Annotated in this window: 16 protein-coding genes and 3 pseudogenes; 14 read left to right on the top strand and 5 right to left on the bottom strand. The window is 63.7% G+C overall.

The window, feature by feature from the left end; genetic code table 11:
• Positions 1 to 134: 134 nt before the first annotated feature.
• On the top strand, positions 135 to 1,367 hold the full coding sequence (locus ACSKB8_RS39495) for an acyl-CoA dehydrogenase family protein (protein WP_438109885.1): 1,233 nt from the start codon (positions 135 to 137) through the stop codon (positions 1,365 to 1,367).
• Between the two features lie 106 nt (positions 1,368 to 1,473).
• Positions 1,474 to 2,952, top strand: a complete 1,479-nt coding sequence (locus tag ACSKB8_RS39490; RefSeq protein ID WP_438109883.1) for a hypothetical protein — start codon at positions 1,474 to 1,476, stop codon at positions 2,950 to 2,952.
• A 47-nt stretch (positions 2,953 to 2,999) separates the two neighbouring features.
• Here ACSKB8_RS39490 and ACSKB8_RS39485 read toward each other — a convergent pair.
• Positions 3,000 to 4,740, bottom strand: a pseudogene (locus ACSKB8_RS39485) (methyl-accepting chemotaxis protein).
• A 322-nt stretch (positions 4,741 to 5,062) separates the two neighbouring features.
• Between ACSKB8_RS39485 and ACSKB8_RS39480 the strand changes: the two are divergent.
• From ACSKB8_RS39480 to ACSKB8_RS39465, 4 genes are all read left to right on the top strand, one after another.
• Entirely contained in the window at positions 5,063 to 6,445 is a 1,383-nt protein-coding gene (locus tag ACSKB8_RS39480; protein ID WP_438109881.1) for an ethanolamine ammonia-lyase subunit EutB, read from the top strand.
• A 151-nt stretch (positions 6,446 to 6,596) separates the two neighbouring features.
• Positions 6,597 to 8,183: a B12-binding domain-containing radical SAM protein gene (locus ACSKB8_RS39475; protein ID WP_438109879.1), complete on the top strand. Its 1,587-nt coding sequence runs from the start codon at positions 6,597 to 6,599 to the stop codon at positions 8,181 to 8,183.
• A 6-nt stretch (positions 8,184 to 8,189) separates the two neighbouring features.
• Positions 8,190 to 8,975: an ethanolamine ammonia-lyase subunit EutC gene (gene eutC / locus ACSKB8_RS39470; protein ID WP_438109878.1), complete on the top strand. Its 786-nt coding sequence runs from the start codon at positions 8,190 to 8,192 to the stop codon at positions 8,973 to 8,975.
• 215 nt (positions 8,976 to 9,190) lie between these two features.
• Positions 9,191 to 11,557 (top strand): efflux RND transporter permease subunit, encoded by a 2,367-nt coding sequence (locus ACSKB8_RS39465; RefSeq protein ID WP_438109876.1) that lies wholly within the window; start codon positions 9,191 to 9,193, stop codon positions 11,555 to 11,557.
• A gap of 77 nt (positions 11,558 to 11,634) precedes the next feature.
• Here the strand turns inward: ACSKB8_RS39465 and ACSKB8_RS39460 are convergent, their stop codons facing one another.
• Positions 11,635 to 12,132: a hypothetical protein gene (locus tag ACSKB8_RS39460; protein ID WP_438109874.1), complete on the bottom strand. Its 498-nt coding sequence runs from the start codon at positions 12,130 to 12,132 to the stop codon at positions 11,635 to 11,637.
• Positions 12,133 to 12,593: 461 nt separating this feature from the next.
• Between ACSKB8_RS39460 and ACSKB8_RS39455 the strand changes: the two genes are divergently transcribed.
• The 7 genes from ACSKB8_RS39455 to ACSKB8_RS39425 all read left to right on the top strand — a co-directional run bounded on the left by ACSKB8_RS39455 (position 12,594) and on the right by ACSKB8_RS39425 (position 19,743).
• Complete coding sequence (locus tag ACSKB8_RS39455; protein WP_128935013.1) at positions 12,594 to 12,827, top strand: hypothetical protein; 234 nt, start codon at positions 12,594 to 12,596, stop codon at positions 12,825 to 12,827.
• Positions 12,828 to 13,019: 192 nt separating this feature from the next.
• Positions 13,020 to 13,904, top strand: a complete 885-nt coding sequence (hpnC, locus tag ACSKB8_RS39450; RefSeq protein WP_438109871.1) for a squalene synthase HpnC — start codon at positions 13,020 to 13,022, stop codon at positions 13,902 to 13,904.
• Entirely contained in the window at positions 13,894 to 14,733 is an 840-nt protein-coding gene (gene hpnD, locus ACSKB8_RS39445; RefSeq protein WP_370985212.1) for a presqualene diphosphate synthase HpnD, read from the top strand. The genes hpnC and hpnD overlap by 11 nt, the downstream gene beginning before the upstream one ends.
• Complete coding sequence (gene hpnE / locus ACSKB8_RS39440; protein ID WP_438109869.1) at positions 14,733 to 16,001, top strand: hydroxysqualene dehydroxylase HpnE; 1,269 nt, start codon at positions 14,733 to 14,735, stop codon at positions 15,999 to 16,001. Before hpnD ends, hpnE begins: the two co-directional genes overlap by 1 nt.
• A gap of 51 nt (positions 16,002 to 16,052) precedes the next feature.
• Positions 16,053 to 18,020, top strand: coding sequence for a squalene--hopene cyclase (gene shc / locus ACSKB8_RS39435; RefSeq protein ID WP_438109867.1), 1,968 nt, complete (start codon positions 16,053 to 16,055; stop codon positions 18,018 to 18,020).
• A 61-nt stretch (positions 18,021 to 18,081) separates the two neighbouring features.
• Positions 18,082 to 18,765, top strand: a complete 684-nt coding sequence (locus ACSKB8_RS39430) for a phosphorylase (RefSeq protein ID WP_438109866.1) — start codon at positions 18,082 to 18,084, stop codon at positions 18,763 to 18,765.
• A 168-nt stretch (positions 18,766 to 18,933) separates the two neighbouring features.
• On the top strand, positions 18,934 to 19,743 hold the full coding sequence (locus ACSKB8_RS39425) for a hypothetical protein (RefSeq protein WP_438109864.1): 810 nt from the start codon (positions 18,934 to 18,936) through the stop codon (positions 19,741 to 19,743).
• 576 nt (positions 19,744 to 20,319) lie between these two features.
• Here the strand turns inward: ACSKB8_RS39425 and hpnH are convergent.
• Positions 20,320 to 21,480 (bottom strand): adenosyl-hopene transferase HpnH, encoded by a 1,161-nt coding sequence (gene hpnH, locus ACSKB8_RS39420; protein ID WP_091890723.1) that lies wholly within the window; start codon positions 21,478 to 21,480, stop codon positions 20,320 to 20,322.
• 35 nt (positions 21,481 to 21,515) lie between these two features.
• Positions 21,516 to 22,442 carry a 4-hydroxy-3-methylbut-2-enyl diphosphate reductase gene (gene ispH / locus ACSKB8_RS39415; RefSeq protein WP_091890726.1) on the bottom strand — a complete coding sequence of 309 codons (927 nt, stop codon included), beginning with the start codon at positions 22,440 to 22,442 and terminating at the stop codon, positions 21,516 to 21,518.
• Between the two features lie 462 nt (positions 22,443 to 22,904).
• Between ispH and ACSKB8_RS39410 the strand changes: the two are divergent.
• Positions 22,905 to 25,492, top strand: a pseudogene (locus ACSKB8_RS39410) (MMPL family transporter).
• Here ACSKB8_RS39410 and ACSKB8_RS39405 read toward each other — a convergent pair.
• Positions 25,460 to 26,085: pseudogene (locus ACSKB8_RS39405) on the bottom strand (DUF2147 domain-containing protein). The pseudogenes ACSKB8_RS39410 and ACSKB8_RS39405 sit on opposite strands and share 33 nt — an antisense overlap.
• Positions 26,086 to 26,209 lie beyond the last annotated feature (124 nt).

Below are 26,209 nucleotides of genomic sequence, written 5' to 3'. Positions count from 1 at the left end.
TATTTGGACGCAAGGAGAGATACCCCTCATCCGGCGCCATAGCCGATGCGGAGCATCGGCGTTCTCAAGGACGGCGGCCGAAGGCCGCCTATGCCACCTTCTCCCGCAAGGGGAGAAGGGAAGAGGAGGCCACCATGGACTTTCAACACACTCCCCGTTCGCTCGAGCTCCAGGACCGCGTCCGCCAATTCATGCGGACGCATGTCGAGCCCGTCGAGGAGCTCTATTACGAGCAGGTGAAGCCGGAGGCTGCGCGCTACAAGACGCCGCCTGTGCTTCAGGACCTGAAGCGGCTGGCGCGGGAGCAGGGGCTCTGGAACCTGTTTCTCTCCGGCGAGCACGGCCCAGATCTTCCCAACTCAAGCCTGACCAATCTCGAATATGCCCCCGTGAAGGAGATCATGGGCCGCATCCTCTGGGCGCCCGAAGTTTTCAACTGCTCGGCCCCTGATGTCGGCAACATGGAGGTGCTGGCAAACTACGGCACGCCGGCGCAGCAGGAGCGCTGGCTGAAGCCGCTCTTGGAGGGACGTATCCGCTCCGGCTTCTCGATGACGGAGCCGCAGGTTGCCTCTAGCGACGCCACCAACATTCAGTGCGAGATCAGGCGCGACGGCGGCGACTACATCATCAACGGACGGAAGTGGTTCACGTCAGGCGCGATGAACGAGGATTGCGAGATTCTGATCGTGATGGGCAAGACCGCGCCCGACCATCCCGATCGTCATCGCCAGCAATCCATGATCCTGGTGCCGAAGGCAACGCCCGGCGTGCGCATCGTCCGCGATATGCTGACCTACGGCTACGATGACGCGCCGGTCGGCCATCCCGAGATCGTCTACGACAACGTCCGTGTGCCCGCCGAGAACATCCTGCTCGGCGAGGGCCGCGGCTTCGAGATCGCGCAAGGTCGGCTCGGCCCCGGCCGCATCCACCATTGCATGCGGCTGATTGGCTGCGCCCAGCGTGCGCTGGAATTGATGTGCCAGCGCGCGGTTTCCCGCACAGCCTTCGGCAAGCCGCTGGCCGAGCAGGGCTCGGTGCGCGAGGACATCGCGCACTCCTTCTGCGAGATCGCGCAGGCGCGGCTGCTCACGCTGCAAGCCGCCGACAAGATGGACCGTGACGGCAACAAGATAGCGCGCGACCTGATCGCGGCCGCCAAGATCGTGGTGCCCAGCATGGCCGCCCGCGTCATCGACCGCGCCATTCAGATCCACGGCGCGGCCGGCGTCTCGCAGGACACGTTCCTCGCCCGCGCTTACGTCTACGCCCGCTTCATCCGCATCGGCGACGGGCCGGACCAGGTGCATCTGGCCGCGGTCGGCAAGGAACTGATCCGGCGGGGCGGGGTGATGGCGGGGTAGGGCTGTTACCCTCTTTTAGGGCGCGTACGCTAAAGACGCAGATGCCCGATGGATTCGGACGTCCGCTTAAGGCTCCACGGGCTGCTCTGAAAGAGAAGGTCGCGCCGTGGGTCTGCTAGATGACAAATTCAGCGCAAAACGACGTTGGATTGTCGTGGCTGCGATCCTCCTGGCGGCGCTGGTCACTCAAATCCCGCTCGTTCTCAACGCGGATTTGGGCTGGCTCCTGACTGCAAACGAAAAAATCCTGGACGGCCGGAAGCTTGGGATCGACCTCTTCGAGTCCAACCCGCCCCTGTCGGTCTACATGTACATGCCGGCGGTGATCCTGTCGCGAATGACCGGCGTTGCACCCGAATTCATCGTCATCGTCCTCGTGATTATCGAGATCGCCGGTGCGCTTCTGATGCTGGACCGAGCAGCTGCGGCCGCAAAGCTGGGAGCCCGGGAGCGAAGTATTTCAACGTGGTCGTTTGCGCTCCTGCTCGCAATTCTACCGGGTGCCATATTCGGACAGCGTGAACACATCGCGGTCATCGCACTGACCCCGTTTGTCGCCATCACCGCACTGCGCTGGCGTGGGCTCGATCCTGGATGGGTCGCGATCGTCGCCGGAGCGGCGGCGGGGCTGGCCATGAGTATCAAGCCCTTCTTTGCTCTGGTGGCAGGCCTCCCGATCCTCCTTGGCGCGCTCCGCCAGCGCTCTTTCAGGCCTGTGTTCACCTCGGAAGCATGCACGGCCGGCGCTGTCGTCATCGGCTACGGGGCGGTGGTCGTAGCGCTCTTCCCCGCCTATCTCTCCACCTATGCCCCGATGGTCGCCGAGGCCTATCTGCCGATCAGAAGGGAATTTGGTAGCCTGCTCCCCATTCCAATTGCCGTGATAGGCGCTTCCATCGGCTTCCTGTGGCTGTTTGGCCGTGAAACGCTCGAAATGCGCAGCGGTGCAATCCCTTGGCTGGGCGCAGCGATCGGCGGAGCCGCGGGTTTCCTTGTTCAGGGCAAGGGTTGGCCATATACGGCTTTCGCGCTTTGCCTGTTTGCGATTGCGGCGCCGTTGCTACAGGTTTGCACGAAGACGGTGCGAATGCCCATCGTGATCGGTGGCCTCGCTACCATTGTGGCTCTCGGGCTCTATTTGTCCTCACCGGCTCCGGGGTTTCCGCCGCTGCAGGAGCGTGTCCAGGCCGTCGTGAAGCAGCCGCGACTGCTTACGATCACCGACCACATCGGTCTGGGGCATCCGCTCGTCCGTCAGATCGGCGGCACTTGGGTAGGCAGCTCGTGTGCGCAGCTTTTGGCGGCCGGCGCAATACTGCGCGAGAACAGCTCGCAACCGACCGAAGAGGAGCGGGCGAAATTGGAAGGCATCATCAATTTCGAACGACGGCATTTGCTGGCGGATCTGCGAAACGGCCGCCCAAATGTCATTCTCGTGGATACCTATTTGCTGAGCACGTTCGAGTTTGACTGGTTGGCCTGGGCCAATTCGGATCCCGAACTGCAAAAGGAGCTCAGTCACTACCGCGAGGTCGGGGACGTCGGCCGCGTTCGCATCTTCGTCGATCAATCACTGCAACGATAGTCCGCTCTCGTTTTCGACTTTTTTCGCGAACGGGACTTGCCGTTCGTTCACCCGGCCTTGGCGATACGGCTGTCCGCTGCGCCTGAGCGCAGGTTCTGGAAGAATTTCTCCACCTCGCGCGACAGCGTGTCCGCCGTCTCCGTCAGGCTGCTCGCCGCCGTCAGCACGGAGGTCGCCGCCGTGTCGGTTTCGCCGATGGCATCGCGCAGCGAGGTGATGTTGGCGACCAGGGTCTCGTTGCCCTGCGCGGCGCTTTGCGCGTTGGAGGAGATCTCGCGTGTCGCGGCGTCCTGCTGGCCGATGGCGCCGGCGATCGCCGAGGTGACCTCGTTGATCTCGCGCACCGCGCCGCCGATCTCGCGGACGGCGTCGACCGCATTGCGGGTGGAGGCCTGGATCATCGAGACGTTCTCGCCGATCTCGGCGGTGGCCTTGGCGGTCTGGCCCGCGAGCGCCTTCACCTCATGGGCGACGACGGCAAAGCCGCGGCCGGCATCGCCGGCGCGGGCGGCCTCGATGGTGGCGTTGAGCGCGAGCAGATTGGTCTGTTCGGCGATCGCCTGGATCAGGTTGAGCACGCCGTCGATGCGTTGCGTGGCGGCGGCGAGACTTCTCGATCTCGGAGATCGACTTCTCGGTGCGCTGGCCGGTCTGCTCGACCGCGCCGGCGGATTGCCGCACCTGGCGGCCGATCTCTTCCACCGAGGCCGACAGCTCCTCGGCGGCACTCGCCACCGCCGAGACGTTGTGCGAAGCCTGCTCGGTGGCGTTCGCCGCCGTGCCGGCGCGACTATTCGCATCCGCAGTGACGCGTGTGATGGTCTGCGCGGTCTCGCGCATGGTGGACGCGTTGTCGCTGAGGCCGCGCATGATGGCGCCGATCGCTTCGCGAAATGCCTCGACGGATTTTTCGATATGGCGGGCGCGCTCCTCGCGCGCGGCGGAGTTGTGCGAGACCTGGGAGGCGAGATTGCGGTTGCGGCCCATCGCCTCCTGGAAGACCTCGATCGCGCGTGCCAGCGCGCCGATCTCGTCGGCGCGGCGGCTGTATGGCACCACGACGTTCTCGGTCCCGTCTGCGACCTGCTTGATGGTCGCGGTGATGGCCGAGAGGGGCCGTGCGATCGAGCGGGCGATGATGACGATGCCGATCACGACCAGGGCCAGCGCCACGCCGCCGAGGCAGGTCAGGACGAAAGACAGCGTACGATTGGTCTCGGTCTGCTGGGCGATTTGCCTGGCGCGTTCGGCATAGACCTTGGAGAGCGCTTCGAGATCCTTGTTCAGCGCCGAGCGCACGCTGCGATTGGCATCGTTGTCGCCCCATTCGCGGCCCGCGGCCGCATTGATCTCGATGCCGCGGCGCACCAGCTCCTTGCGGAACTCGACGAACTGCTCGATGCGCTTCTTGAAGGTGGAAAACTGCTCGGCATCGTCGGCCTTGACGATGGTCTCCCAGCGCTTCACGACGTCGAGGATCTGCGCGTTGAACTTGAGCAGGCCCTCGCCGTATTTCTTCACCACGGCGGGCTCGGTCGACATGTAGACGCCGCGCGATTCCATCACGACCGCATAGACCAGCGAGTTGACGCGCTCGACGTTCTGAGCGGCGGCGTTGGCCGTCTCGATCGCGCTCGTCAGTTCCGCGCTGCGGCGGCTGTTGTAGTCGGACAACATCGCGATCGCCGCCGTGAGCAGCGCAAACAGCGCGAAGATCGCGTAGAGCTTGGTGGCAAGCGTGAAGCGGCCGGCGAGGCCGGCGGCATTCCCAGATCGGTCTGATGTCATGGTGTTCAAGGAGCCCGAGATGGCCTGAAGCGGCCGGTGAGCGCGGTCGTTTGAATTTGATGCAAAATTATGCAGAACGAAGATGGATGCGGCGTTAACGCCGCAGCCCCATGAAGAGCCGGCCGGTCGGCGGAAATACGAAATGTTTCAGCTGGTTGGGGATGCCTCATCGATCTCCGGCAGATCGTGCCCGGGGTCCGGCGCGACGCCCCCAAACATAGGCGTGCACTGGGGCTGCCAAGAGCGTATTCCCTTGTCGTCGGGATCGCGCTCGAGATTGAGTTTGGACTCGGCCACTGGCCGATGACCCCTGGAGAGGCCCTTGGTCTACCGCCACACCATCGACGCCACGACCTATACGTTCCCGGACCTGCGCGACCTCCTCGCCAAGGCGACGCCGCCGCGCTCCGGCGACCGGCTGGCCGGGATCGCCGCCGCCAGCGCCGAGCAGATGATCGCGGCCCGGATGGCGCTCGCCGATGTCCCGCTTGCTCAGTTCCTCCAGGAAGCCGTCATCCCCTATGAGGCCGACGAGGTCACCCGCCTCGTCATCGACAGCCACGACGCAAGGGCCTTTGCGCCGGTGGCCTCGCTCACGGTCGGAGCCTTCCGCGACTGGCTGCTGTCGGACGCCGCCACGCCCGAGGCATTGAAAATGCTCGCGCCCGGCATCACACCGGAAATGGCGGCCGCGGTCTCGAAGCTGATGCGCAACCAGGACCTGATCCTGGCGGCGCGGAAATGCGAGGTCACCACCGCTTTCCGCAATACCATCGGGCTGAAGGGCCGGATGAGCACGCGGCTCCAGCCCAACCATCCGTTCGACGATGCCAGGGGCATCACCGCCTCGATTCTCGACGGCATCCTGTTAGGGGCCGGCGACGCCTGCATCGGCATCAACCCGGCCAGCGACGATCCCGCCGTCATCGCGCAATTGCTGCGCCTGCTCGATGAGATCATCGCGCGACTGAAGATCCCGACGCAGGGCTGCGTGCTCACCCATGTCACGACGACGCTGTCGCTGATCGGGCAGGGCGTGCCGGTCGATCTCGTCTTCCAGTCGGTTGCCGGCACCGAAGCCGCCAACCGCAGCTTTGGCGTCGACCTCGCGCTTCTAAGGGAAGCCCAAGAGGCCGGGCTGTCGCTGAAGCGCGGCACGGTGGGGCAGAACGTGATGTATTTCGAGACCGGCCAGGGCTCGGCATTGTCGGCGGGCGCCCACCACGGCGTCGACCAGCAGACCTGCGAGGCGCGCGCCTATGCGGTCGCCCGCGCCTTCGCCCCGCTGCTGGTCAACAGCGTGGTCGGCTTCATCGGCCCGGAATATCTCTACGACGGCAAGGAAATCATCCGGGCCGGGCTGGAGGATCATTTCTGCGGCAAGCTGCTCGGCCTGCCGCTCGGGGTCGACATCTGCTACACTAACCACGCGGAGGCGGACCAGGACGACATGGACAATCTCCTGACGCTGCTCGCCGCCGCCGGCGTCACCTTCATCATGGGCGTCCCCGGCGCCGATGACGTCATGCTGAACTATCAGTCGACGTCCTTTCATGACGCGCTCTATGTCCGTGACGTCTTCTCCCTGCGCCGCGCGCCGGAATTCGACGATTGGCTGGTGCAGGCCGGTATTGCGGGCGCCGACTTCCGCCTTGCCGGCGATGCAGGCCTATTGCCCGATTTTGCCTCACGGCTGATCGCGTGAGGCGGCGGAAACGCCAGCTCCCCAGGAAACTATTGGCGCCCCTCGCGAATTGAGTGGACGCCACAATATTGAGAAATTCCGGCAGCAGCGTTACGGTATGTGTCTGGCTGGCAATTTCCGCACCATCGGTCGAGCGTGGCGGGGAGCTTAGATGCGAGCTGAAAGTAACGGAACGTCCCGGCGGATTCTCTGTGTGTTTCCGCGCTACACCTCGTCATTCGGGACGTTCGAATATTCCTATCCCCTGACCGACGGCGTCCGCGCCTTCATGCCGCCGCAGGGGCTGCTGCTGATTTCCGCCTATCTTCCGAAAGAGTGGCAGGTCAAATTCGTCGACGAGAACCTTCGCAGCACGACCAGGGAAGAATTCGAATGGGCGGAGGTGGTCTTCGTCAGCGGCATGCACATCCAGCGCCAGCAGATGAACGACATCTGCCGTCGCGCCCATGAATTCGATCTGCCCGTCGCGCTCGGCGGTCCCTCGGTCAGCGCCTGCCCGGACTATTATCCGACCTTCGATTATCTCCATGTCGGCGAGCTCGGCGACGCCACCAATCAGCTGATCGAGATTTTGTCGCGCGACACCTCGCGGCCGGAGCAGCAGGTGGTGCTGGCCACCAATGACCGCGTGCCGATGACGGAGTTTCCGATCCCGGCCTACGAGCTTGCCGACGTCAAGAAATACTTCCTCGGCAGCATCCAATATTCCAGCGGCTGCCCCTATCAGTGCGAGTTTTGCGACATCCCCGGCCTCTACGGGCGCAATCCCCGCATCAAGACGCCGGAGCAGATCATCGCCGAGCTCGACCGCCTGCGCGAATGCGGCATGACCGACACGGTCTATTTCGTCGACGACAATTTCATCGGCAACCGCAAGGCGGCGATGGACCTGTTGCCGCATCTGATCGAGTGGCAGAAGCGGACTGGCTACGTGGTGCGGCTCGCCTGCGAGGCGACGCTCAACATCGCCAAGCGCCCCGAGATCCTGGAGAAGATGCGCGAGGCCTTTTTCATCACCATCTTCTGCGGCATCGAGACGCCGGATCCGGATGCATTGCATGCGATGCACAAGGACCACAACATGATGGTCCCGATCCTGGAGGGCGTGCGCACCATCAACTCCTACGGCATGGAGGTCGTCTCGGGCATCATCATGGGGCTGGACACCGACAAGCCGAACACGTCGGACGCGCTGCTCGCTTTCGTCGAGGAATTGCAGATTCCGCTGCTCACCATCAATTTGCTCCAGGCGCTGCCGAAGACGCCGCTGTGGGACCGGCTGGAGCGTGAGGGCCGTCTGGTCCACGATGAGGGCCGCGATTCCAACGTCGAATTCCTGCTGCCTTATGACGAGGTCGTCTCGTCCTGGAAGCACTGCATGGAGGTCGCCTACGCGCCCGAGAAGGTCTATGCGCGCTATCAGCATCAGTGCGACTACACCTATGCCAACCGCCTCAACGTGCCGGTGGCACCGGAGATGAAGACCTGGCCCAACATCAAGCGCGGCCTGATCATGCTGCGCAACATCTTCTGGCAGATCGGGGTACTCGGCGACTACAGGCGCGTGTTCTGGAAGTTCGCCTTGGGGCGAATCCGGCGCGGCGATCTCGAAGGCCTGATCGGCTGCGCCACGATCGCGCATCACCTCATCACCTTCGCGCGCGCGGCTTCGAGCGGCAAGCAGAACGCCTCGAACTACTCGATCCGCTTGCGCGAGGCCGCCGTTCCCGCCGAATGATGCGACATGTCTGATCCGGCCCCGCCGCGCCGTCCGACGCTCGATCTGCGGGCGTTCACCCCCGCGCGCGTTGCGCTGGGCCGCAGCGGCGCAAGCGTGCCGACAAGAGCGCTGCTCGACTTCACGCTGGACCATGCCCGCGCCCGCGATGCCGTGCATGCCGCCTTCGATGTGCCGGCTCTGGTCGCCGATCTCAGTGCGCTTGGCCCGGTCGTGACCGAGGTGAGGAGCCGGGCGGTCGAGCGCAGCGACTATCTGCGGCGGCCGGACCTCGGACGACAGCTTGATGCCGGATCAGCGGAGCTTCTAGCACGAGGTGCGTCGGCGCCGTGCCAGCTGGCGGTCGTGATCGGCGACGGCCTGTCGGCAGCAGCGGTCCGCGCCCATGCGGTGGCGCTGCTGACACGTCTGCTGCCGCTGCTCGCGGCCGACGGCGCCGTCGCGATCGGCCATGTCGTCGTCGCCTCAGGCGCGCGCGTCGCGCTCGGCGACGAGATCGGGGCGATTCTCGGCGCGCGCATGGTCGCGATGCTGATCGGCGAGCGGCCGGGCCTGTCGGCGCCTGACAGTCTCGGCGCCTATCTGACCTTCGCGCCGAAGCCCGGGCGCACCGATGCCGAGCGCAATTGCGTGTCCAACATCCACCACGCTGGGTTGAGCTATGACGAGGCAGCCTTTAAGATCGCCTGGCTGGTGCGCGAGGGGCTTGCACGAAAGGTTACCGGCGTGGCGCTGAAGGACGAGAGCGCGGACCGTGCGCCACGTCGAATTGGCACGGCTTGGCCCGAATGACGGGCGTTCCGGCAAAATCGCCGCATCTTGATCGATTTGGCCACATTTCGCCGGCTTGCGAGAGGGGTGATTGACCTGCTAAACCCTCGCGGCGATTTTCCGCGCATTTTCAACGGGCAAGCCTCCCATTGGTATGGCGTTTTCAAGCCGTTCGCGGCGCGCAATAAGCTCTCAAGACCGAGCCGATTTAGGACGATTTAGGAACTGGACAAGGCATGCTCGAAAAGCACAGCGAGAATGAGGTTCACGTCGACAAGGTCGAGCAGGGGCCTGCGTCCTCGATCGCCTTCGGGCTGGAGCGGCTCGGGCTGATCGCCGTCCGGACCCCGATCGTGTCCTGCATCGTCCTGCTCGCGCTGATCGTCGGCGCCCTGTTCGGCATCCAGCGGATCAAGATCGATGATTCCCTGTCGCAGCTGTTCCGCTCCAACACCCGCGAATTCCGCCAGTACGAAGAGGTGACCAAGAAGTTCCCGGCCGAGGAGTTCGACGTTCTCGTCGTGGTTGAGGGCAAGAATCTGCTGGCGCGGGACAACCTTGAGAAGCTGCGCGACTTCATCACCGATATGCAGCTCGTCGAAGGCACCCGCGGACTGGTTTCGCTGTTCTCAGCGCGCCAGGCGCCGGCGCCGGGCAAGCTGCCGGCGGCACTGTTCCCGCCCGAGCTGCCCGAGGGCGCGGCCTATGACAAGTTCATCGAGACCGTCAAGAACAACGAGATCATCCGCGGCAAGCTGTTGTCGGAGGACGGGACACTTGCGTTGGTTGTGCTGTCGCTGGATCCGGAAGTGGTCGCCTCCAGCAAGCTGACCAAGACCGTCGCCGACATCCGCGCCTTGATGAAGGAGGACCTCGGCGACACCGGGCTCAACGTGCAGCTCTCCGGCGTGCCGGTGATGCAGCTCGAGATCCGCAACGCGGTCGAGCGCGACGGGCTCACCTACAACGTCCTCGGCATCCTCGCCGGCTGTATCATCGCCATCATCTTCTTCCGCAAGATCTCGTTCATGGTCGCGGCGGCATTCCCGCCGATGATCGCGATCCTGCTGGCGCTCGGTGTGCTCGGCTGGGCCAATTTCAATCTCAACATGTTCCTGAACGTGATGACGCCGCTCATCATGGTCATCAGCTTCTCGGACTCGATGCAGCTCACCTTCGCCGCGCGCGACCGGCTGATCGCGGGCCAGGACAAGTTCACCGCATTCAAGAACGCGGTGCTGGTGGTGGGCCCGGCCTGCGTGCTGACGCACGGCACCGCCGGCATTTCCTTCATCGCCCTGCAATTCTCCGACTCCGACCTGATCCGCAAGTTCGGCGAGGCGGGGCTCGCCGCCACTATCATCGCGCTGGTCGCGGTGCTGTCGCTGGTGCCGGTGTTCGGCGTGCTGTTCGTGCGCAATGAGAGGGTCTTTGCGGTCAAGTTCCAGGGCGCCGATGCCGGCGTCCAGGCGCTGCGCAATTTCTGCTACTGGATCGCGGTGCGCATGGTCGGCCGGCCCGGGCTGTTCAGCCTGATCGCGGTGCTGTTCGTCGGCAGCCTCGGCGTCATCTACGCCAATCTGGAGCCGCGCTACCGCCTTGCCGACCAGGTGCCGGACAAGCGCCAGGCGGTCGCCGCCAGCGACCGACTCGACGCCAAGCTGACCGGCGCCAATCCGGTCAACGTTCTGATCGCGTTCCCCAAGGGCGAATCGCTCTATTCGCCGGAGACGCTCCAGACCATCGCCGACGTGCATGCGACCGTGGAGAAGGCGGCCGGTGTCGGCAACGTCTGGTCGCTCGAGACCCTGCGCCGCTGGCTCGCGGAAAAGGCCGGCAGCGCCGACGTCGCGACGCTCAAGGAATATGTCAACGTCATCCCCGAGCATCTGGTGCGACGCTTCATCGACGCCGAGCAGGACGCGGTCGTGGTGGCCGGCCGCGTGCCGGACAAGGATTCCAGCCAGCTCCTGCCAATCGTCGACAAGCTCGATACCGAGCTCGACACCATCCGCAAGAAGCATCCGGGCTACGAGATTGCGGTGACGGGCCTCGCTGCGATTGCCGCGCGCAACTCGGCCAGCATGATCGAGAAGTTGAACCGCGGTCTCACCGTCGAATTCGCGCTGGTCGCGATCTTCATCGGCCTCGCCTTCCGCTCCTGGGTGGTGATGTTCGCCTGCATCCTGCCGGGCATCTTCCCGGTGGTGATGTCGGGGACGGTGCTGTGGGCGATGGGCGAGGGCCTGCAATTCGCCAGCGTCGTCGCGCTCACCGTCTCGTTCGGTCTGGGCTTGAGCGCCACCATCCACTTCCTCAACCGCCTCAGGCTCGAGAGCAAGCCGGGCGTCGGCTCGGGGCTGGCGGTGGAGCGGGCGACCGTGCTGGTCGGTCCGGCGCTGATCCTGACCACGGTGGTGCTGGCCTGCGGCCTCGTCGTCACCGTGTTCTCCGACCTGCCGTCGCTGCGGCTGTTCGGCTGGCTCAGCGCCTTCTCGATGGTGATGGCCCTCGTCGCCGACCTCTTCATTCTCAGGCCAACGGCGATGTGGCTGATCAATCTGCACGCCAGGCTTCAAGGGCCCGACAAGCCGGCGATCTGAGCGCGCAGGGAGCGCTACAGCAAAAGCCCCCGGCTCGCGAGAGCCGGGGGCTTTGTTGTTCTTGAGCGGAAAGGGCGTCAGCCCTTCGTCATCGTGATGTTGACGCCGCGGATCTCGCCCTTGGAAGAGATTTGTACCGTCTGCTTGGTGCCGTTGGTGCGCAGCGACAAATTGGCGGCAAAGCCGTTGGCCTCGACGAACACCTCGATCTGGCCGCCGCCGGCGGTGCCCTGGAGGTTGCCGAAGATGTTGCGGCTGGCCTCGCTCCAGTTGCCGGAGATGCGGTCGCCCTGGCTCGTCACGTCGCTGGTGAGGTCGAACTTGTAGCTGTCGGACGCGCAGTGCAGCGCCTGCTTAAGGCTGAGGCCGCTGCCGGCGACCTTGTAATCGGCCTTGCAGCGGATGCGCTCGGTGGAGCCGTCGGACAGCGACACCGTGCCGGTGCCGGTCCACGCGCCGTCGAAACCGGCAAATGGTCCGGACGATTGAGCATGGCTTGTCGACACCGAGAAGAGCAGCGCAGCCCCGATGCCCGCCGCCTTGATTGCCAGTCCAGATCGCCCAAAGAATGTCATCTCAAATATCCCGTTTTGGAACGACGCCCGCTTACGATTGAGAACGTCTCGCCACATCGAAAGTTTAGTGTTCCCAGCCCCTGTCAGGTTCAACGCCTGACTGCCTCAGATGGCGGTCCCACCCGGTCCTCGCACCGTGGTGCGACCCTGCAATTTCCTGTGTTTCGGTGTGTTTCTGGCAGAAACGGTGGGCGGAGAGATGCAGCTCTGCAACAGCCGTGCAGTAAAATGCGGCGTTCCTGAATTATGACGTAGTATCAAGCCCTTACATCTGCCAATGAAGGCGCGGGGAAGACCTGATTTGGTGGGTGTGGCGCCAATTTGGCCGCATTTGCCAGTGCTTGTGCCTTCTCTGAGGCCGCACCTCCCGCGGCGACTTGCCATCAGAACGATCCGTTCCGGCCATCCGCCCTGTGCAGCCCGGGATCGGTGCGATTCTGTCGTCAGAATGAAGGAATACAATGCGTAAGCTTCTCGTCGCTCTCACCCTGCTGTCGGCCTCCCTTTCAACGGCTGCGCTCGCTCAGCAAGGGCGTGGCACGGACGCCGAGCAGAAGGCCTGCACGCGCGATGTGCAGAAGTTCTGCCGTCCGGTCATCGACCAGGGCGATTTCACCGTCCTGGCCTGCCTCAAGGAGAACCGGGCCAAGATCTCGCAGGCCTGCGACCAGGTCCTGAAGAACCACAACCAGTAAGCTCGGCCGCTGGCCCACAAAGGCGGCTCCCGGGCCGCCTTTTCGGGTGCGATCCGCGAAGGGCAGCCATCGAGAGACAGGATTGGTTTTGCGGCCGTATTCCCCTATATGGGGGCCGCGGCGGCACTGCCGGCATGAGCCCGCGCGAGTGAAAAAGCCCTTCCTGTCCAAACGATTGTAAACCAGCCCTCGATGACCTCTGCGAGCGAATTGCGATCCGGCAAGGGTGACCGCGACGAGAATTTTCCCGTCGCGTCCTGGATCATTCATCCGCGTCATCGCGCGCTGATTCTGGCGTATTACAATTTCGTCCGCACCGCCGACGACATTGCCGACCACGCGACGCTGCCGCCCGACGAGAAGCTCGCTTATCTCGACCTGCTCGAGGCGGAACTGCTCGGCAAGGGCGAGACCCAGACTGAGGCCGTCACCCTGCGCCATGCGCTCGCCGAGCGCGGCATGGCGCCGCGCCATGCGCTCGACGTGCTCATCGCCTTCCGCATGGACGTGACCAAGCTCCGCTACGAGAATTGGGACGAAGTCATCCACTATTGCCGCTACTCGGCGATGCCGGTCGGCCGCTTCATGCTCGATGTCCATGGCGAGAGCACGTCGACCTGGGCTGCCTCGGATGCGCTTTGCGCGGCGCTCCAGATCAACAATCACCTCCAGGATTGCGGCAAGGATTTTCGCGAGCTCAACCGCGTCTATCTGCCGCGCGATGCGCTGGCTGCGAGCGGCGCCTCGGTCGAACAGCTCGGGCTGACGCAGTCGCCGCCGGCGATGCTGGCCTGCCTTCAGGCGCTCGCCGTGCGCAACGAAGCGCTGCTGAACGAGAGCAAGTCGCTCAGCGCGGAGGTGAGGGACTTCCGTCTCGGCGTCGACATTTCGGTGATCCAGGCCTATGCCGATCGCATCGTGCGCCTGCTCAAGGTACGCGATCCCCTGCGCGAGCGCGTGCATCTGAACAAGCTCGAGCTGCTCACCTTCAGCCTCGCCGGCATGATCGGCGAAGTCGGCCGCCGCGCGATCGGACGCAAGGCCATTTCCAGACCGGGGACTGCACATGACGCTTGAGGCGACCTCGCCCGGCGCCAATTATGGCTCGACCGCATCCGGCAGCTCGTTCTACGCCGCGATGCGCATCCTGCCGCATGACCAGCGCGAAGCCATGTTCCAGATCTACAGCTTCTGCCGCCAGGTCGACGACATCGCCGATTCCGACGGCCCGCGCGAGGAGCGGCTCGCCGCGCTTCAGCAGTGGCGCAACGACATCGATGCGCTCTATCAGGGCAATCCGCCGCCGCGGCTGAAGGACTATGTCGCCTCGGTGAAGACCTTCGGGCTGAAGCGCGAGGACTTCCTCGCCATCGTCGACGGCATGGAGATGGACGTGCCGCAGGACATCCGCGCGCCCGACATGGCGACGCTCGATCTCTACTGCGATCGCGTCGCCAGTGCCGTGGGGCGCCTGTCGGTGCGGGTGTTCGGCCTGCCGGAAGAAGACGGCATCCTGCTCGCACATCATCTCGGCCGCGCGCTCCAGCTCACCAACATCCTGCGCGACATCGACGAGGACGCCGGCCTCGGCCGGCTCTATCTGCCGCGCGAGGCGCTGCTGCATGCCGGCATCACCTCCAACGATCCCAGCCGCGTCATCACCGAGCGCGCGCTGCCGAAGGTCTGCCTGCCGCTGACGCAGCGTGCGAAATCGCATTTCGAGAAGTCGGACGAGATCATGAACCGCAACAAGCGCCGCACCGTGCGCGCGCCGCGGATCATGTCGAAATATTATCATTCCATTCTGGACCTCCTGATCGCGCGCGGCTTCAACGCGCCGCGCGAGCCGGTGCGTGTGTCGAAGATCACACGCATCCTGATCCTGCTCCGTTACGCTTTCATCTGATGCAAAAGACAGCTCACATCATCGGTGCTGGAATTTCCGGCCTCTCCGCCGCCGTGCGGCTCGCCAATGCCGGCTTCAAGGTCGCCGTGCACGAGGCGACACATCAGGCCGGCGGCCGCTGCCGGTCCTATTTCGACGGCGCCACCAATCTCACCATCGACAATGGCAATCATCTGCTGCTGTCGGGCAACAGCCATGCGCGCGCCTATGCGCGCGCGATCGGCACCGAAGCCGGCCTTGTCGGCCCCGAGCGCGCGCAGTTTCCCTTCGTCGACATCAAGACCGGGCAGCGCTGGCAGATCGACCTCGGCGATGGCCGGCTGCCGACCTGGGTTCTCGACGAAAGCCGCCGCGTGCCCGACACCGGCCTCACCGATTATCTCAAGCTGGCGCCGCTGGTCTGGGCGTCGGAGGAGACGCTGGTCGGCAAGTCGATTCCTTGCGAGGGCATCCTCTATCAGCGTTTGGTGCAGCCGCTGCTGCTCGCGGCGCTCAACGTCGATCCGCCCGAGGGCTCGGCCGGCCTCGCCGGCGCGATCGTGCGCGAGACGCTGCTCGCGGGCGGGCAGGCCTGCCGTCCCCTGATCGCGCGCGACGGCCTCAGCGCCGTGCTGATCGAGCCTGCCGTGAAATTTTTGGCTGAGCGCGGCCACACGGTTCAGCTTGGCCATGAGCTGCGTTCGTTTGCAACCAGCGACGGCAAGGTTGGTGCGCTGAATTTCGGCGGCGAGGACGTGATCCAGCTCAGCGAGGGCGACGTCATCGTGATGGCGGTGCCGCCGCGCGCTGCCGCGAGCTTGCTGCCCGGCCTGAAGACGCCGACCGAATTCCGCGCCATCGTGAACGCGCATTTCCGCTTTGAGCCGCCGCCGGGCTCTGCGCCGATCCTCGGCGTGATCGGCGGCGTGGTGGAATGGCTGTTCGCGTTTCCGAACCGGCTTTCCGTCACCATCAGCAACGGCGACCGCCTGGTCGACATGCCGCGCGAGGAGCTCGCGCAGGCGATCTGGGACGACGTCTGCAAGGCCGGCGGCCTCTCCGGTGAGCTGCCCCCTCAATTGCCTCCGTGGCAGATCGTGCGTGAGCGCCGCGCCACTTTTGCCGCGACGCCGGCGCAGAATGCCTTGCGTCCGGCGCCGGTCACTGCGCTGAAAAACCTGTTCCTTGCCGGGGATTGGACTGCTACGGGATTGCCTGCAACCATCGAGGGATCGGTCCGATCGGGCGATCGCGCCGCCGATCTGATTCTCGCCGCACAGCGGCTCTGACGGGCAAATGTCCCGGTCACTTTCAATCGACTATCGGAGCAATCGAGCGACATGGATTCCGTGAACGCGACCAGCCGCGAAGCCCTGGATCCGAGCAGCTTGGAATCGAGCATTGCATCGGCAACGCAAGGTGTCCTCGGATTCCAGCAATCGGACGGCCATTGGGTGTTCGAGCTCGAGGCCGACTGCACGATTCCGGCCGAGTACATCCTGCTGCGCCATTATCTCGCCGAGCCCGTCGACACGGTGCTCGAGGCCAAGATCGGCAACTATCTGCGCCGCGTCCAGGGTGCTCATGGCGGCTGGCCGCTGGTGCATGACGGCGAGTTCGACATGAGCGCCAGCGTAAAGGCCTATTTCGCGCTGAAGATGATCGGCGATTCCATCGATGCCCCGCACATGGTGCGTGCGCGCGAGGCCATTCATGCCCGCGGCGGTGCGATTTATAGCAACGTCTTCACCCGCTTCCTGCTCGCGACATTCGGCGTGGTGACTTGGAGCGCGGTGCCGGTGCTGCCGATCGAGATCGTGCTGCTGCCGTTCTGGTCGCCGTTCCACCTCAACAAGATCTCCTATTGGGCACGCACCACGATGGTGCCCCTGATGGTGATCGCCGCGCTGAAGCCGCGCGCGAAGAATCCGAAAGGGATCGGCATCGACGAGCTATTCCTGCAGGATCCGCGTTCGATCGGCATGACCGCGAAGGCGCCACACCAGAGCATGGCCTGGTTCCTGCTCTTTCGCTCGCTCGATGCGATTCTGCGCGTGATCGAGCCGATGTTTCCCAAGAGCCTGCGCAAGCGCGCGATCGATGCGGCGCTCGCCTTCATCGAGGAGCGGCTCAACGGCGAGGACGGCATGGGCGCGATCTATCCGCCCATGGCCAACATCGTGATGATGTATGACGCGCTCGGCAAGGACGAGAATTATCCGCCGCGCGCGATCACGCGCCGGGGCATCGACAAGCTGCTCGTAATCAGAGACGACGAAGCCTATTGCCAGCCCTGCGTTTCGCCGGTGTGGGATACGACGTTGACTGCGCATGCGCTGCTGGAAGCTGGCAACGCGCAAGCCGTGCCGGCCGCCAAGCGTGGTCTCGACTGGCTGATCCCGAAGCAGGAGCTCGAGGTAAAGGGCGACTGGGCGGCGAAGCGGCCCGACGTGCGTCCGGGCGGCTGGGCCTTCCAGTACAACAATGCCTATTATCCCGATCTCGACGACACCGCTGTCGTGGTGATGTCGATGGACCGCATGCGCCGGGAGCACGGGGTGACCGGCTATGACGCCGCGATCGACCGCGGGCGGGAGTGGATCGAGGGCATGCAGAGCGACGACGGCGGCTGGGCCGCCTTCGACGTGAACAACCTCGAATATTACCTGAACAACATTCCGTTCTCTGACCACGGCGCGCTGCTCGACCCGCCGACCGAGGACGTCACCGCGCGCTGCATCTCGATGCTGGCCCAACTCGGCGAGACCGAGAAGTCCAGCAAGCACGTGGCCGATGGCGTTGCCTATCTCCGCAAGACCCAGCACCCGGAGGGGTCCTGGTACGGCCGCTGGGGCATGAACTTCATCTATGGCACCTGGTCGGTGCTCTGTGCGCTCAACATGGCCGGCGTCGATCACAAGGACCCCATGATTCGCAAAGCCGCGGCCTGGCTGGCCTCGATCCAGAACGAGGACGGCGGCTGGGGCGAGGACGCCGTCAGCTACCGCCTGGATTACAAGGGCTGGGAGGCCGCGCCCTCGACCGCCTCGCAAACGGCATGGGCTTTGCTTGCCCTGATGGCGGCAGGCGAGGTTGATCACCCGGCCGTCGCCCGCGGGGTGGAGTACCTGATTGCAACACAAAACAAAAAAGGACTGTGGGACGAGCAGCGGTACACCGCCACAGGCTTCCCCCGCGTGTTCTATCTACGGTATCATGGTTACCCAAAGTTCTTCCCGCTGTGGGCGCTGGCGCGGTATCGGAACTTACGGAACACCAACAGCAGGGTGGTAGGGGTCGGAATGTGACTTTGGGGACGGGGACTATTTTACCGCGGGTAATGCCATCGACCCGCGGCCGATACTGATCGTGACTGGACTGGTTCAGGAGGCCCGCATTGCAGCCGGGCCGGGAATGGCGGTCATCTGTTCATCCAGCAGCCCGACCCAGTTGCGGGCGCTGCTGACGGTGGTGGATCCCGAGACGATTCGCGGCGTAATCTCGTTCGGTGTGGCCGGCGGGCTCGACCCGACGCTGCGTTCCGGCGACGTCGTGCTGGCGACCGAGGTGCTGTCCGGCGACACCCGCTGGGCCGCCGGGCTGTCGCTCGGCGACGACCTGATCGATCGCCTGACCTCGGGACGCCGCCGTGTGGTGCGCGGCAGCCTCGCCGGTGCCGAGGAAGTGGTCACCGGGCGCTCCTGCAAGGCGGCGCTGCATTCGGAGACCGGGGCAGCTGCCGTCGACATGGAAAGCCACATCGCGGCCGCCTACGCCGCCGAGGCCGGGCTGCCCTTTGCCGCGGTTCGCGTCATCAGCGACCCCGCCCATCGCGCGCTGCCGGCACTCGCTCGCGCCGCCATCAAGCCGAACGGCCAGATCGACCTTGCGGCCGTGCTGCGCGGCATCGTGCGCAATCCGGCAACGCTGCATGCGCTGGTCTCGACCGGCCTCGACTTCAACCGCGCCCTGCGCTCGCTTCGCGGCTGCCGCGACTACCTGATCGGCACCGAGCTGGTCGGCAGCGAGGCGCTGGTCTCCGAGGCGGCCTGAGCGGGGACGGAGAGCTGAGAAAAGAAAAAGGCCCGGTCGCGATAGCAACCGGGCCTTTTTTCTTTTGTACTCATGCGGTGGTCGAGGTTCTGTTCGGCGGCGATCGCACCATCGCGCGAGCGGCCATGAGCCTCCAATTTAGATGAGTAATGGGAGGAACACCGGCCCATGGAAGAGCATCGGCTTCTGCGAAGAATGGAAACCTGGTCCGGCCGGCGTCCGACACAGCTTGCCTTCGAGGCACGCGGTTATTCGCTCCATCGGGCCTGGCAACAAAGGGTCATTGCTTCCTGCGGCGAGGACCAGACGGATATTCTCAATCGATATTGGGATGACGTCGCTCTGGAAACGATGCAATCGCTCGGACGGGGCGACCCCGATACGAGGAAGTTCGTTGTCCAGCCGCGGTATCGCTCGCGCCTTCTGGACGAACTTTTTCTCAAGAGGGTCGTTGAAGAACCCTTTCGAGCGCCACCGTTGGTCCCGTGCTTGTTTGAGCGCTACAAGAAAATCTACTTCGACGCAGCATTTCGTGAAGGTGAGACTGCCTTTTTCCGAAGTCTACGTGAACCTGAAAGAGAGCGTCTGGGTATCAAACCAGTCACGTGGTCCGGAAAGAAGCGCGATTTTGCTCCTTTTGCAGATGAGTTCTGTAGGGCGCTTGGCTTCACGCGCCGCCGCAATCGATGGCTGAAGACAGTTGCAGACTCTGATGACGCCCTGACTTTTGAAGTCGGGCTCGATACCGGAGGAAATCATTTCTGCATTGGGCCGCCGGTAATCTTCAAGATCTACTGTGAGAATGATCCGAAGCTCGCCTTTGAGATCACAAATTTGGAAACTTTCGATCGATTGATTCCGGGAGTCGTCGAATACAAACGAACATTCGACAGCGACGACCTCTTGCTTGGAGCTAAGACATTCATTGAACTGTTTGACGTCATTGCGGGATCACTACGAAATTGCGAGACGCGATAACTCCTGAGACAATCATCCGTAGTAATTACGGTGACATTGCTGGACTGCACCCCTGAAGTGAGACACGACAATTCCTCTGACGGGCACCTTGAGGATAACCTGTAGCCGCAAGAGGCGACTAGTTGGTGCCGCTTTTCGAACGGGGCCAGAATAGTGCCACTGTTTTGCCCGGCGGGTCAAACAATATTCGTAAAATTCGAAATCCGCACTGGCCTTGAATTGTAATCCCGAGCGATTTCTGCGCGTTGGTCCAATTGGCCATCGTCTGTCGTCGCTTTTGCGAAGATCGCTCCTCGTCGCAAAATGCTGCGATCTTCACCCTTTTGCCGCTGATTTCCTCGGCGCGGCAATGGCTTAGCCGAATACACGATGTGCCGTTCGGCGGCCGCGTTTCTACTGTGCATGGGCTTGTTTTTCACTTTTTTGCAGGAGGGCTCCCGGGCGGCCAAGTGACGAGGGGAGGCAGCGCAGTCTACGCACCGCGCTGTTCTTTCCCAGGCGCCTGAGCTGAACAAAAGAAAAGGCCCGGTCGCCATTCGCGACCGGGCCTTTTTTCGTTGGTGCCAACCAGCGCGCTTACGCGGCGGTCGAAGCCTTCTGCGCGGCCTTCGCCTGCGCGGCAGCAGCCTCGTCCTTGCGGATCTCCGAGAGCTTCTTCTGGACCTGCTCCGAGAAGATGTACTGCGCCGGGCGCTGCTTGGACATGTCGATCTCCGGCGCCATGGGACCAGAGGTCTTGATGCCGCGCAGCGACACCCACATCGCCTTCAGCGGGTTGTGGAGGGCAGCGGTGGCCGCCGTCGGCTCGTAGCCGCAATGGGCCATACAGTCGGCGCACTTCTCGTATTTGCCGGTGCCGTAGCTGTCCCAGTCGGTAGTGTCCATCAGCTCCTTGAAGGTTTTCGCGTAGCCTTCACCGAGCAGGTAGCAGGGCTTCTGCCAGCCAAAAATGTTGCGCGCGGGCATGCCCCATGGCGTGCACTCGTATTCCTGGTTGCCGGCGAGGAAGTCCAGGAACAGGCCGGAATGCATGAAATTCCACTTCTTGCCCTTGCCCATCGCGAAGACGTCGCGGAACAGCTTCTTGGTCTTGGTGCGGTTGAGGAAGTGCTCCTGGTCCGGGGCGCGCTCATAGGCGTAGCCCGGCGACATCGAGACGCCGACGCCGAGCTCGACGGTGAGGTCGAGGAATTTCGCGATCTCCTCGGCCGGATGGCCGTCGAAGATGGTGGCGTTGACGTTGACAGTGAAGCCGCGCGCCTTGGCCGCCTTGATCGCGGAGACGGCGCGGTCGAACACGCCCTTCTGCGACACCGCCTTGTCGTGATGATCACGCAGGCCGTCGAGATGCACCGAGAAGAACAGGTAGGGCGAGGGCTCGAACAGATCGAGCTTCTTCTCGAGCAGCAGCGCGTTGGTGCAGAGCGAGACGAACTTCTTGCGCGCGACGAGGCCGCGCACGATCTCGCCGATCTCCTTGTGGATCAGCGGCTCGCCGCCGGGAATCGCGACCATCGGCGCGCCGCATTCGTCGGCGGCGTCCCAGCACTCCTGCGCCGTCATGCGGCGGTTGAGGATCGCGTCGGGATAATCGATCTTGCCGCAGCCGACGCAGGCGAGGTTGCAGCGAAACAGCGGCTCCAGCATCAGCACGAGCGGATAGCGTTTGCGGCCAAGCAGTTTCTGCTTGAGCAAATAGCCGCCGATACGCATTTCCTTGAAGAACGGGATAGCCATTACAAGTTTCTTTCTGGGCTTTGAATTCGGGTGAGTCAGCTCGCAGCCAATTGGGCCGGAAGCCGGAATTCGATGTTTTCCTCGCGGCCCGGCAACACCGAGACCTTCACTGGTCCGATCCGCCGCATCGCTTCAATCACGTCATCCACGAGTACCTCGGGCGCCGAAGCGCCGGCCGTGACGCCGACGGTCCTGGCATCCTTCAACCACGCCGGATTGAGCTCGCTGCCGTCGGCAATCAAATAACTCGCGACGCCGGCTTCGGTGCCGATTTCGCGGAGCCGGTTCGAGTTCGAGCTGTTGGCAGCGCCCACCACCAGGATCACGTCGACCAGCTTGCTCAAATCCCTTACCGCAGTTTGGCGGTTCTGTGTCGCATAGCAGATATCCCGGATATCCGGACCTTGAATATCTGTAAAGCGGGCCTGGAGGGCCGCGATGATGTCCTTGGTGTCGTCGACCGACAGGGTGGTCTGGGTGATGTAGGCCATTGGCGTATCCGCCGGCAGCGTCAGGGCGTTAACCTCTTCAACGCTTTGAACAAGCTGCACTGGCCCCGGGACCTGGCCCATCGTGCCCTCGACCTCGGGGTGGCCGGCATGGCCGATCAGAATCAGCGTGCGGCCCTTGGTGATGTAGCGCTTCCCCTGATTGTGAACTTTCGTGACCAGGGGGCAGGTGGCGTTCAGCACCGGAAGATCGCGCGCGGCGGCCTCTTCCTCGACGCTGCGGGCGACGCCATGGGCGCTGAAAACGGTCACCGCCTTCGGCGGCACTTCGGACAATTCCTCGACGAAGATCGCGCCCTTGTTCTTCAGGCTCTCGACCACGTATTTGTTGTGCACGATCTCATGGCGCACGTAGACGGGCGGGCCGTACTTCTCCAGGGCCCGTTCCACGATCTCGATCGCGCGCACCACGCCCGCGCAGAAGCCGCGTGGCTGCGCCAGATAAACTTCCATTGGACGCCCATCACGCAAGTTGCATCAATCCGCTTCAAAGTTCCCGGCAGCACCTCGATACCGACCAATGAGGTGCAATATCCGCACCATTGGTCTCGCGCAGCGGTAGCCACCCACCCCCGTTTGGGCTCCGGCGCATGGAGGCGCAATACTTTGTGTCAAAAAATCGGCAGCAAGGGAAGTCGAACGACCCTTGGGTTCCCAAACAAAGGCAGTTCGATGGTATTTTGGTAGGTCGTGCCCGGTGAGCAACATGGCGACATTTGGCTCACTCTTTCGTCACTTTCCCGCCTCAACTCCCCGGCTATACCGACCGCCCCGCATGATTTTGCCATGGGTCCTCCGCCGTTTACCTCGAACCTTGTCGCGGCGAGAACCACTCAAACAGCAATAGGTTTCGCCCGGGAACTCCGATAAACAGCGGGCGTTTCCGGCAAGCTGTTAACCGCAGAAAGAAAAGAAGTGCTGCAAAGCGTCGTTGTTGCCATCGTCAGGGCCTGTACCCGGTTTGCCTCCCTCGTCGTCATTTTCGGGCTCCTGCTGTCGGTGGGAGCGGGCTATTACGCTGCGCGTCACTTCGCCATCAACACCGACATCAATTCGCTGATTGCCCAGAATTTGGACTGGCGCCAGCGCGACCAGCAGTTCGACCGCGCCTTCGACCGCGACGCGACCATCACGGCGGTCGTCGAGGCCAAAACGCCCGAGATGGCGAGCGCGGCAGCGGACGCGCTCTTTGCCAAGCTCAAGGACGACAAGACCAACTTCCAATCGATGCAGCAGCTCGGCAGCGGCGAGTTCTTCGAGAAGAACGGCCTATTGTTCTTGCCGACCGAGGAGGTCGGCAAGATTACCGGTCAATTCGAATCGGCAGCGCCCCTGATCGAGATCATGGCGGGCGACCCCTCGATCCGCGGCCTGACCGGCGCGCTCGAGACCGGACTTGCCGGCGTCAAGCGCGGCCAGGTCAAGCTCGACAACACGGAGCGGCCTTTCAACCTGATCGCGCAGACGGTCGAGACCGTGCTCAACAAGGGCAATGCCAGCTTCTCCTGGCGCGAGCTCGTCAGCGACGAGCCGCTGAAGGATTCGGACAAGCGCGCCTTCATCGAGTTCAAGCCGGTCCTCGACTACAACGCGCTGGAGCCGGGCAAGGGCGCCACCGACGCGATCCGCAAGGCCGCAGCCGATCTGGATTTTCCGACCAAATACCAGGCGCGTGTGCGGCTGACCGGCCCAGTCCCGATCGCCAACGAGGAATACGCGACCGTCCAGGAAGGCGCGGTCGTCAACGGCATCGGCACGGTTCTCGTCGTGCTGCTGATCCTGTGGCTGGCGCTGCATTCGGCGAAGATCATCTTCGCGGTGTTCGTCAATCTCTTCGTGGGTCTTGCGATCACGACCGCGGCCGGTCTGATGATGGTCGGCTCGCTCAATTTGCTGTCGATCGCGTTTGCGGTGCTGTTCGTCGGCCTCGGCGTCGATTTCGGCATCCAGTACAGCGTCCGCTACCGCTCCGAGCGCTACAAGCACGACGATCTCTCGGGCGCGCTGGTGCTGGCGGCCAAGCGCTCGGCGGTGCCGCTGTCGCTCGCGGCGATGGCAACGGCCGCGGGCTTCCTCTGCTTCATGCCGACCGACTACAAGGGCATCTCCGAGCTCGGCCAGATCGCCGGCGTCGGCATGCTGGTCGCGTTCCTCTCGTCGATCACCGTGCTGCCGGCGCTGTTGAAGCTGTTGAACCCGCCCGGCGAGCCGGAGCCCGTCGGTTACGCCTTCCTGGCGCCGCTCGATCACTTCCTTGAAAAGCACCGCGTGCTGATCGTCGGCGGCACGCTGCTGCTGGCGCTCGGCGGCCTGCCGCTGCTCTACTTCATGAAGTTCGACTTCAACCCGATGAACCTGCGCAATCCGCATGCCGAATCGATCGCGACCTTCCTCGACCTGCGCAAGGATCCCAACACCGGCGCCAATGCCATCAACGTGATGACGACGTCGGAAGAGCAGGCAAAGCAGGTCGAGGCGAAGCTGGAGAAGGTGCCGGAGGTATTGCGGGTGATGTCACTCGACAGCTTCGTGCCGCAGGACCAGCCGCCGAAGCTGAAGCTGCTCGCGCAGGGCGCTAAGGTCTTGAATCCGCGCTCAATCCCGACCAGATCGACGCGGCGCCGTCGGACCAGGAAAACGTCGAAGCGCTGAAATCCTCGGTCGACAATCTGCGCAGGACCGCGGGCGATGCGAAGGGACCGGGTGCGCTCGCCTCGCGCCGGCTGGCCGACGCGCTCGAGAAGCTCGCTAATTCCGACGAGGCCACGCGCAACAAGGCGCAGGACGTGTTCGTCACACCGATGAAGATCGTGTTCGACCAGCTCAAAAACGCGCTGCAGGCCGAGCCGGTGACCCTGAAGTCACTGCCGCCGGATCTCGTCAGCGCCTGGAAGAGCAAGGACGGCGTCATCCGCGTCGAGGCGCTGCCCAAGGGCGATCCCAATGACAACGACACGTTGCGCAAGTTTGCCGCGGCCGTGCTCGCGGCTGAGCCGACCGCGATCGGCGGGCCGGTCTCGATCCTGAAATCCGGGGACACCGTGGTGAAGGCGTTCATCCATGCCGGCGTCTATGCACTGCTGGTGATCGGCCTGCTCCTGTGGATCACGTTGCGGCGGTTCGTCGACGTGCTGATGACGCTGGTGCCGCTCCTGGTTGCCGGCGCGGTGACGCTCGAGATCTGCGTGTTGGTCGGCCTGCCGCTCAACTTCGCCAACATCGTCGCGTTTCCGCTGCTGCTCGGCGTCGGCGTCGCCTTCAAGATCTATTATGTCGTGGCGTGGCGCTCGGGCAGGACGAATCTGCTCCAGACCAGCCTGACACGCGCGATCTTTTTCAGCGCGCTGACGACGGCGACTGCGTTCGGCAGCCTGTGGCTGTCCAGCCATCCCGGCACGTCCAGCATGGGCAAGTTGCTCGCACTCTCGCTGGTGACGACGCTTGCCGCCGTATTGCTGTTCCAGCCGGCCCTAATGGGCAAACCCCGCAATCTCAGGGAGTAGGCAGATGTCGCCCACCGGGTCGGCGGCGCCCTTCTGACCGGGCTTGGCTGCGCCGGCGGCCTTCGGGGCTGCGGGGGCAGCTGCCGTGGCGCCCGTCGTGCCCTGGGCTTTCGGCGCCGCGCCGGTGGACTTCGGCGCGCTCTTGGCCATGGCGTTGGCGGAGCTCAAGGGGATCGGCGGACCAACCCGGGTCCAGGTCTCGCCCCCGCAGAGGAAGCCCATCACACAGCCCTTGATTTCGAGCTGGTCGGTCCCGGCCGGCGTGATGGTCGCGCTGTAGAGCTGGCCGTCCTTGGCGTTGTAGACCTGTCCTTCCCACTGATCGGCGCCGGGCTTCTTCTTCATGTCGATCAGGGTCGGCATGCCCAGCGTCGGCCTGTTCTTTTTTGACACATCCGGGTTATTCTCGTCGCGGCCTCCGGGCTGCTTTTCCCAGAGACGGCACCCCACATGCTGCCACTGCATTGGGCGACACGGATGTTGGCGACGCCGTCGGCGACCCGCCAGTCGCCGGTCGGGTCTGTGGCGAGCGCGGGGGTCAGACAGGTGTAACCGCCAGCCAGTATTATTCCGGTGTAAAGGGCTAAACGCATGATAGTTCCTTGGCAGTGCAACATGGTTTAAAGCTGTGCTTGCGAAGATGGTCCGAAAAAGGGCAAAAGGCCGCACAGACCGTTTCGATAGCGGTCCGTTTTCAGTTGACTAGACGGCCCTCAA

This window comes from Bradyrhizobium sp. BR 1432 (assembly GCF_051547705.1).
GTDB classification, from domain to species: Bacteria; Pseudomonadota; Alphaproteobacteria; order Rhizobiales; family Xanthobacteraceae; genus Bradyrhizobium; species Bradyrhizobium zhanjiangense.
The sequence above is the reverse complement of the archived record's forward strand: the minus strand, read 5'-3'. Positions and strand labels throughout refer to the sequence as shown.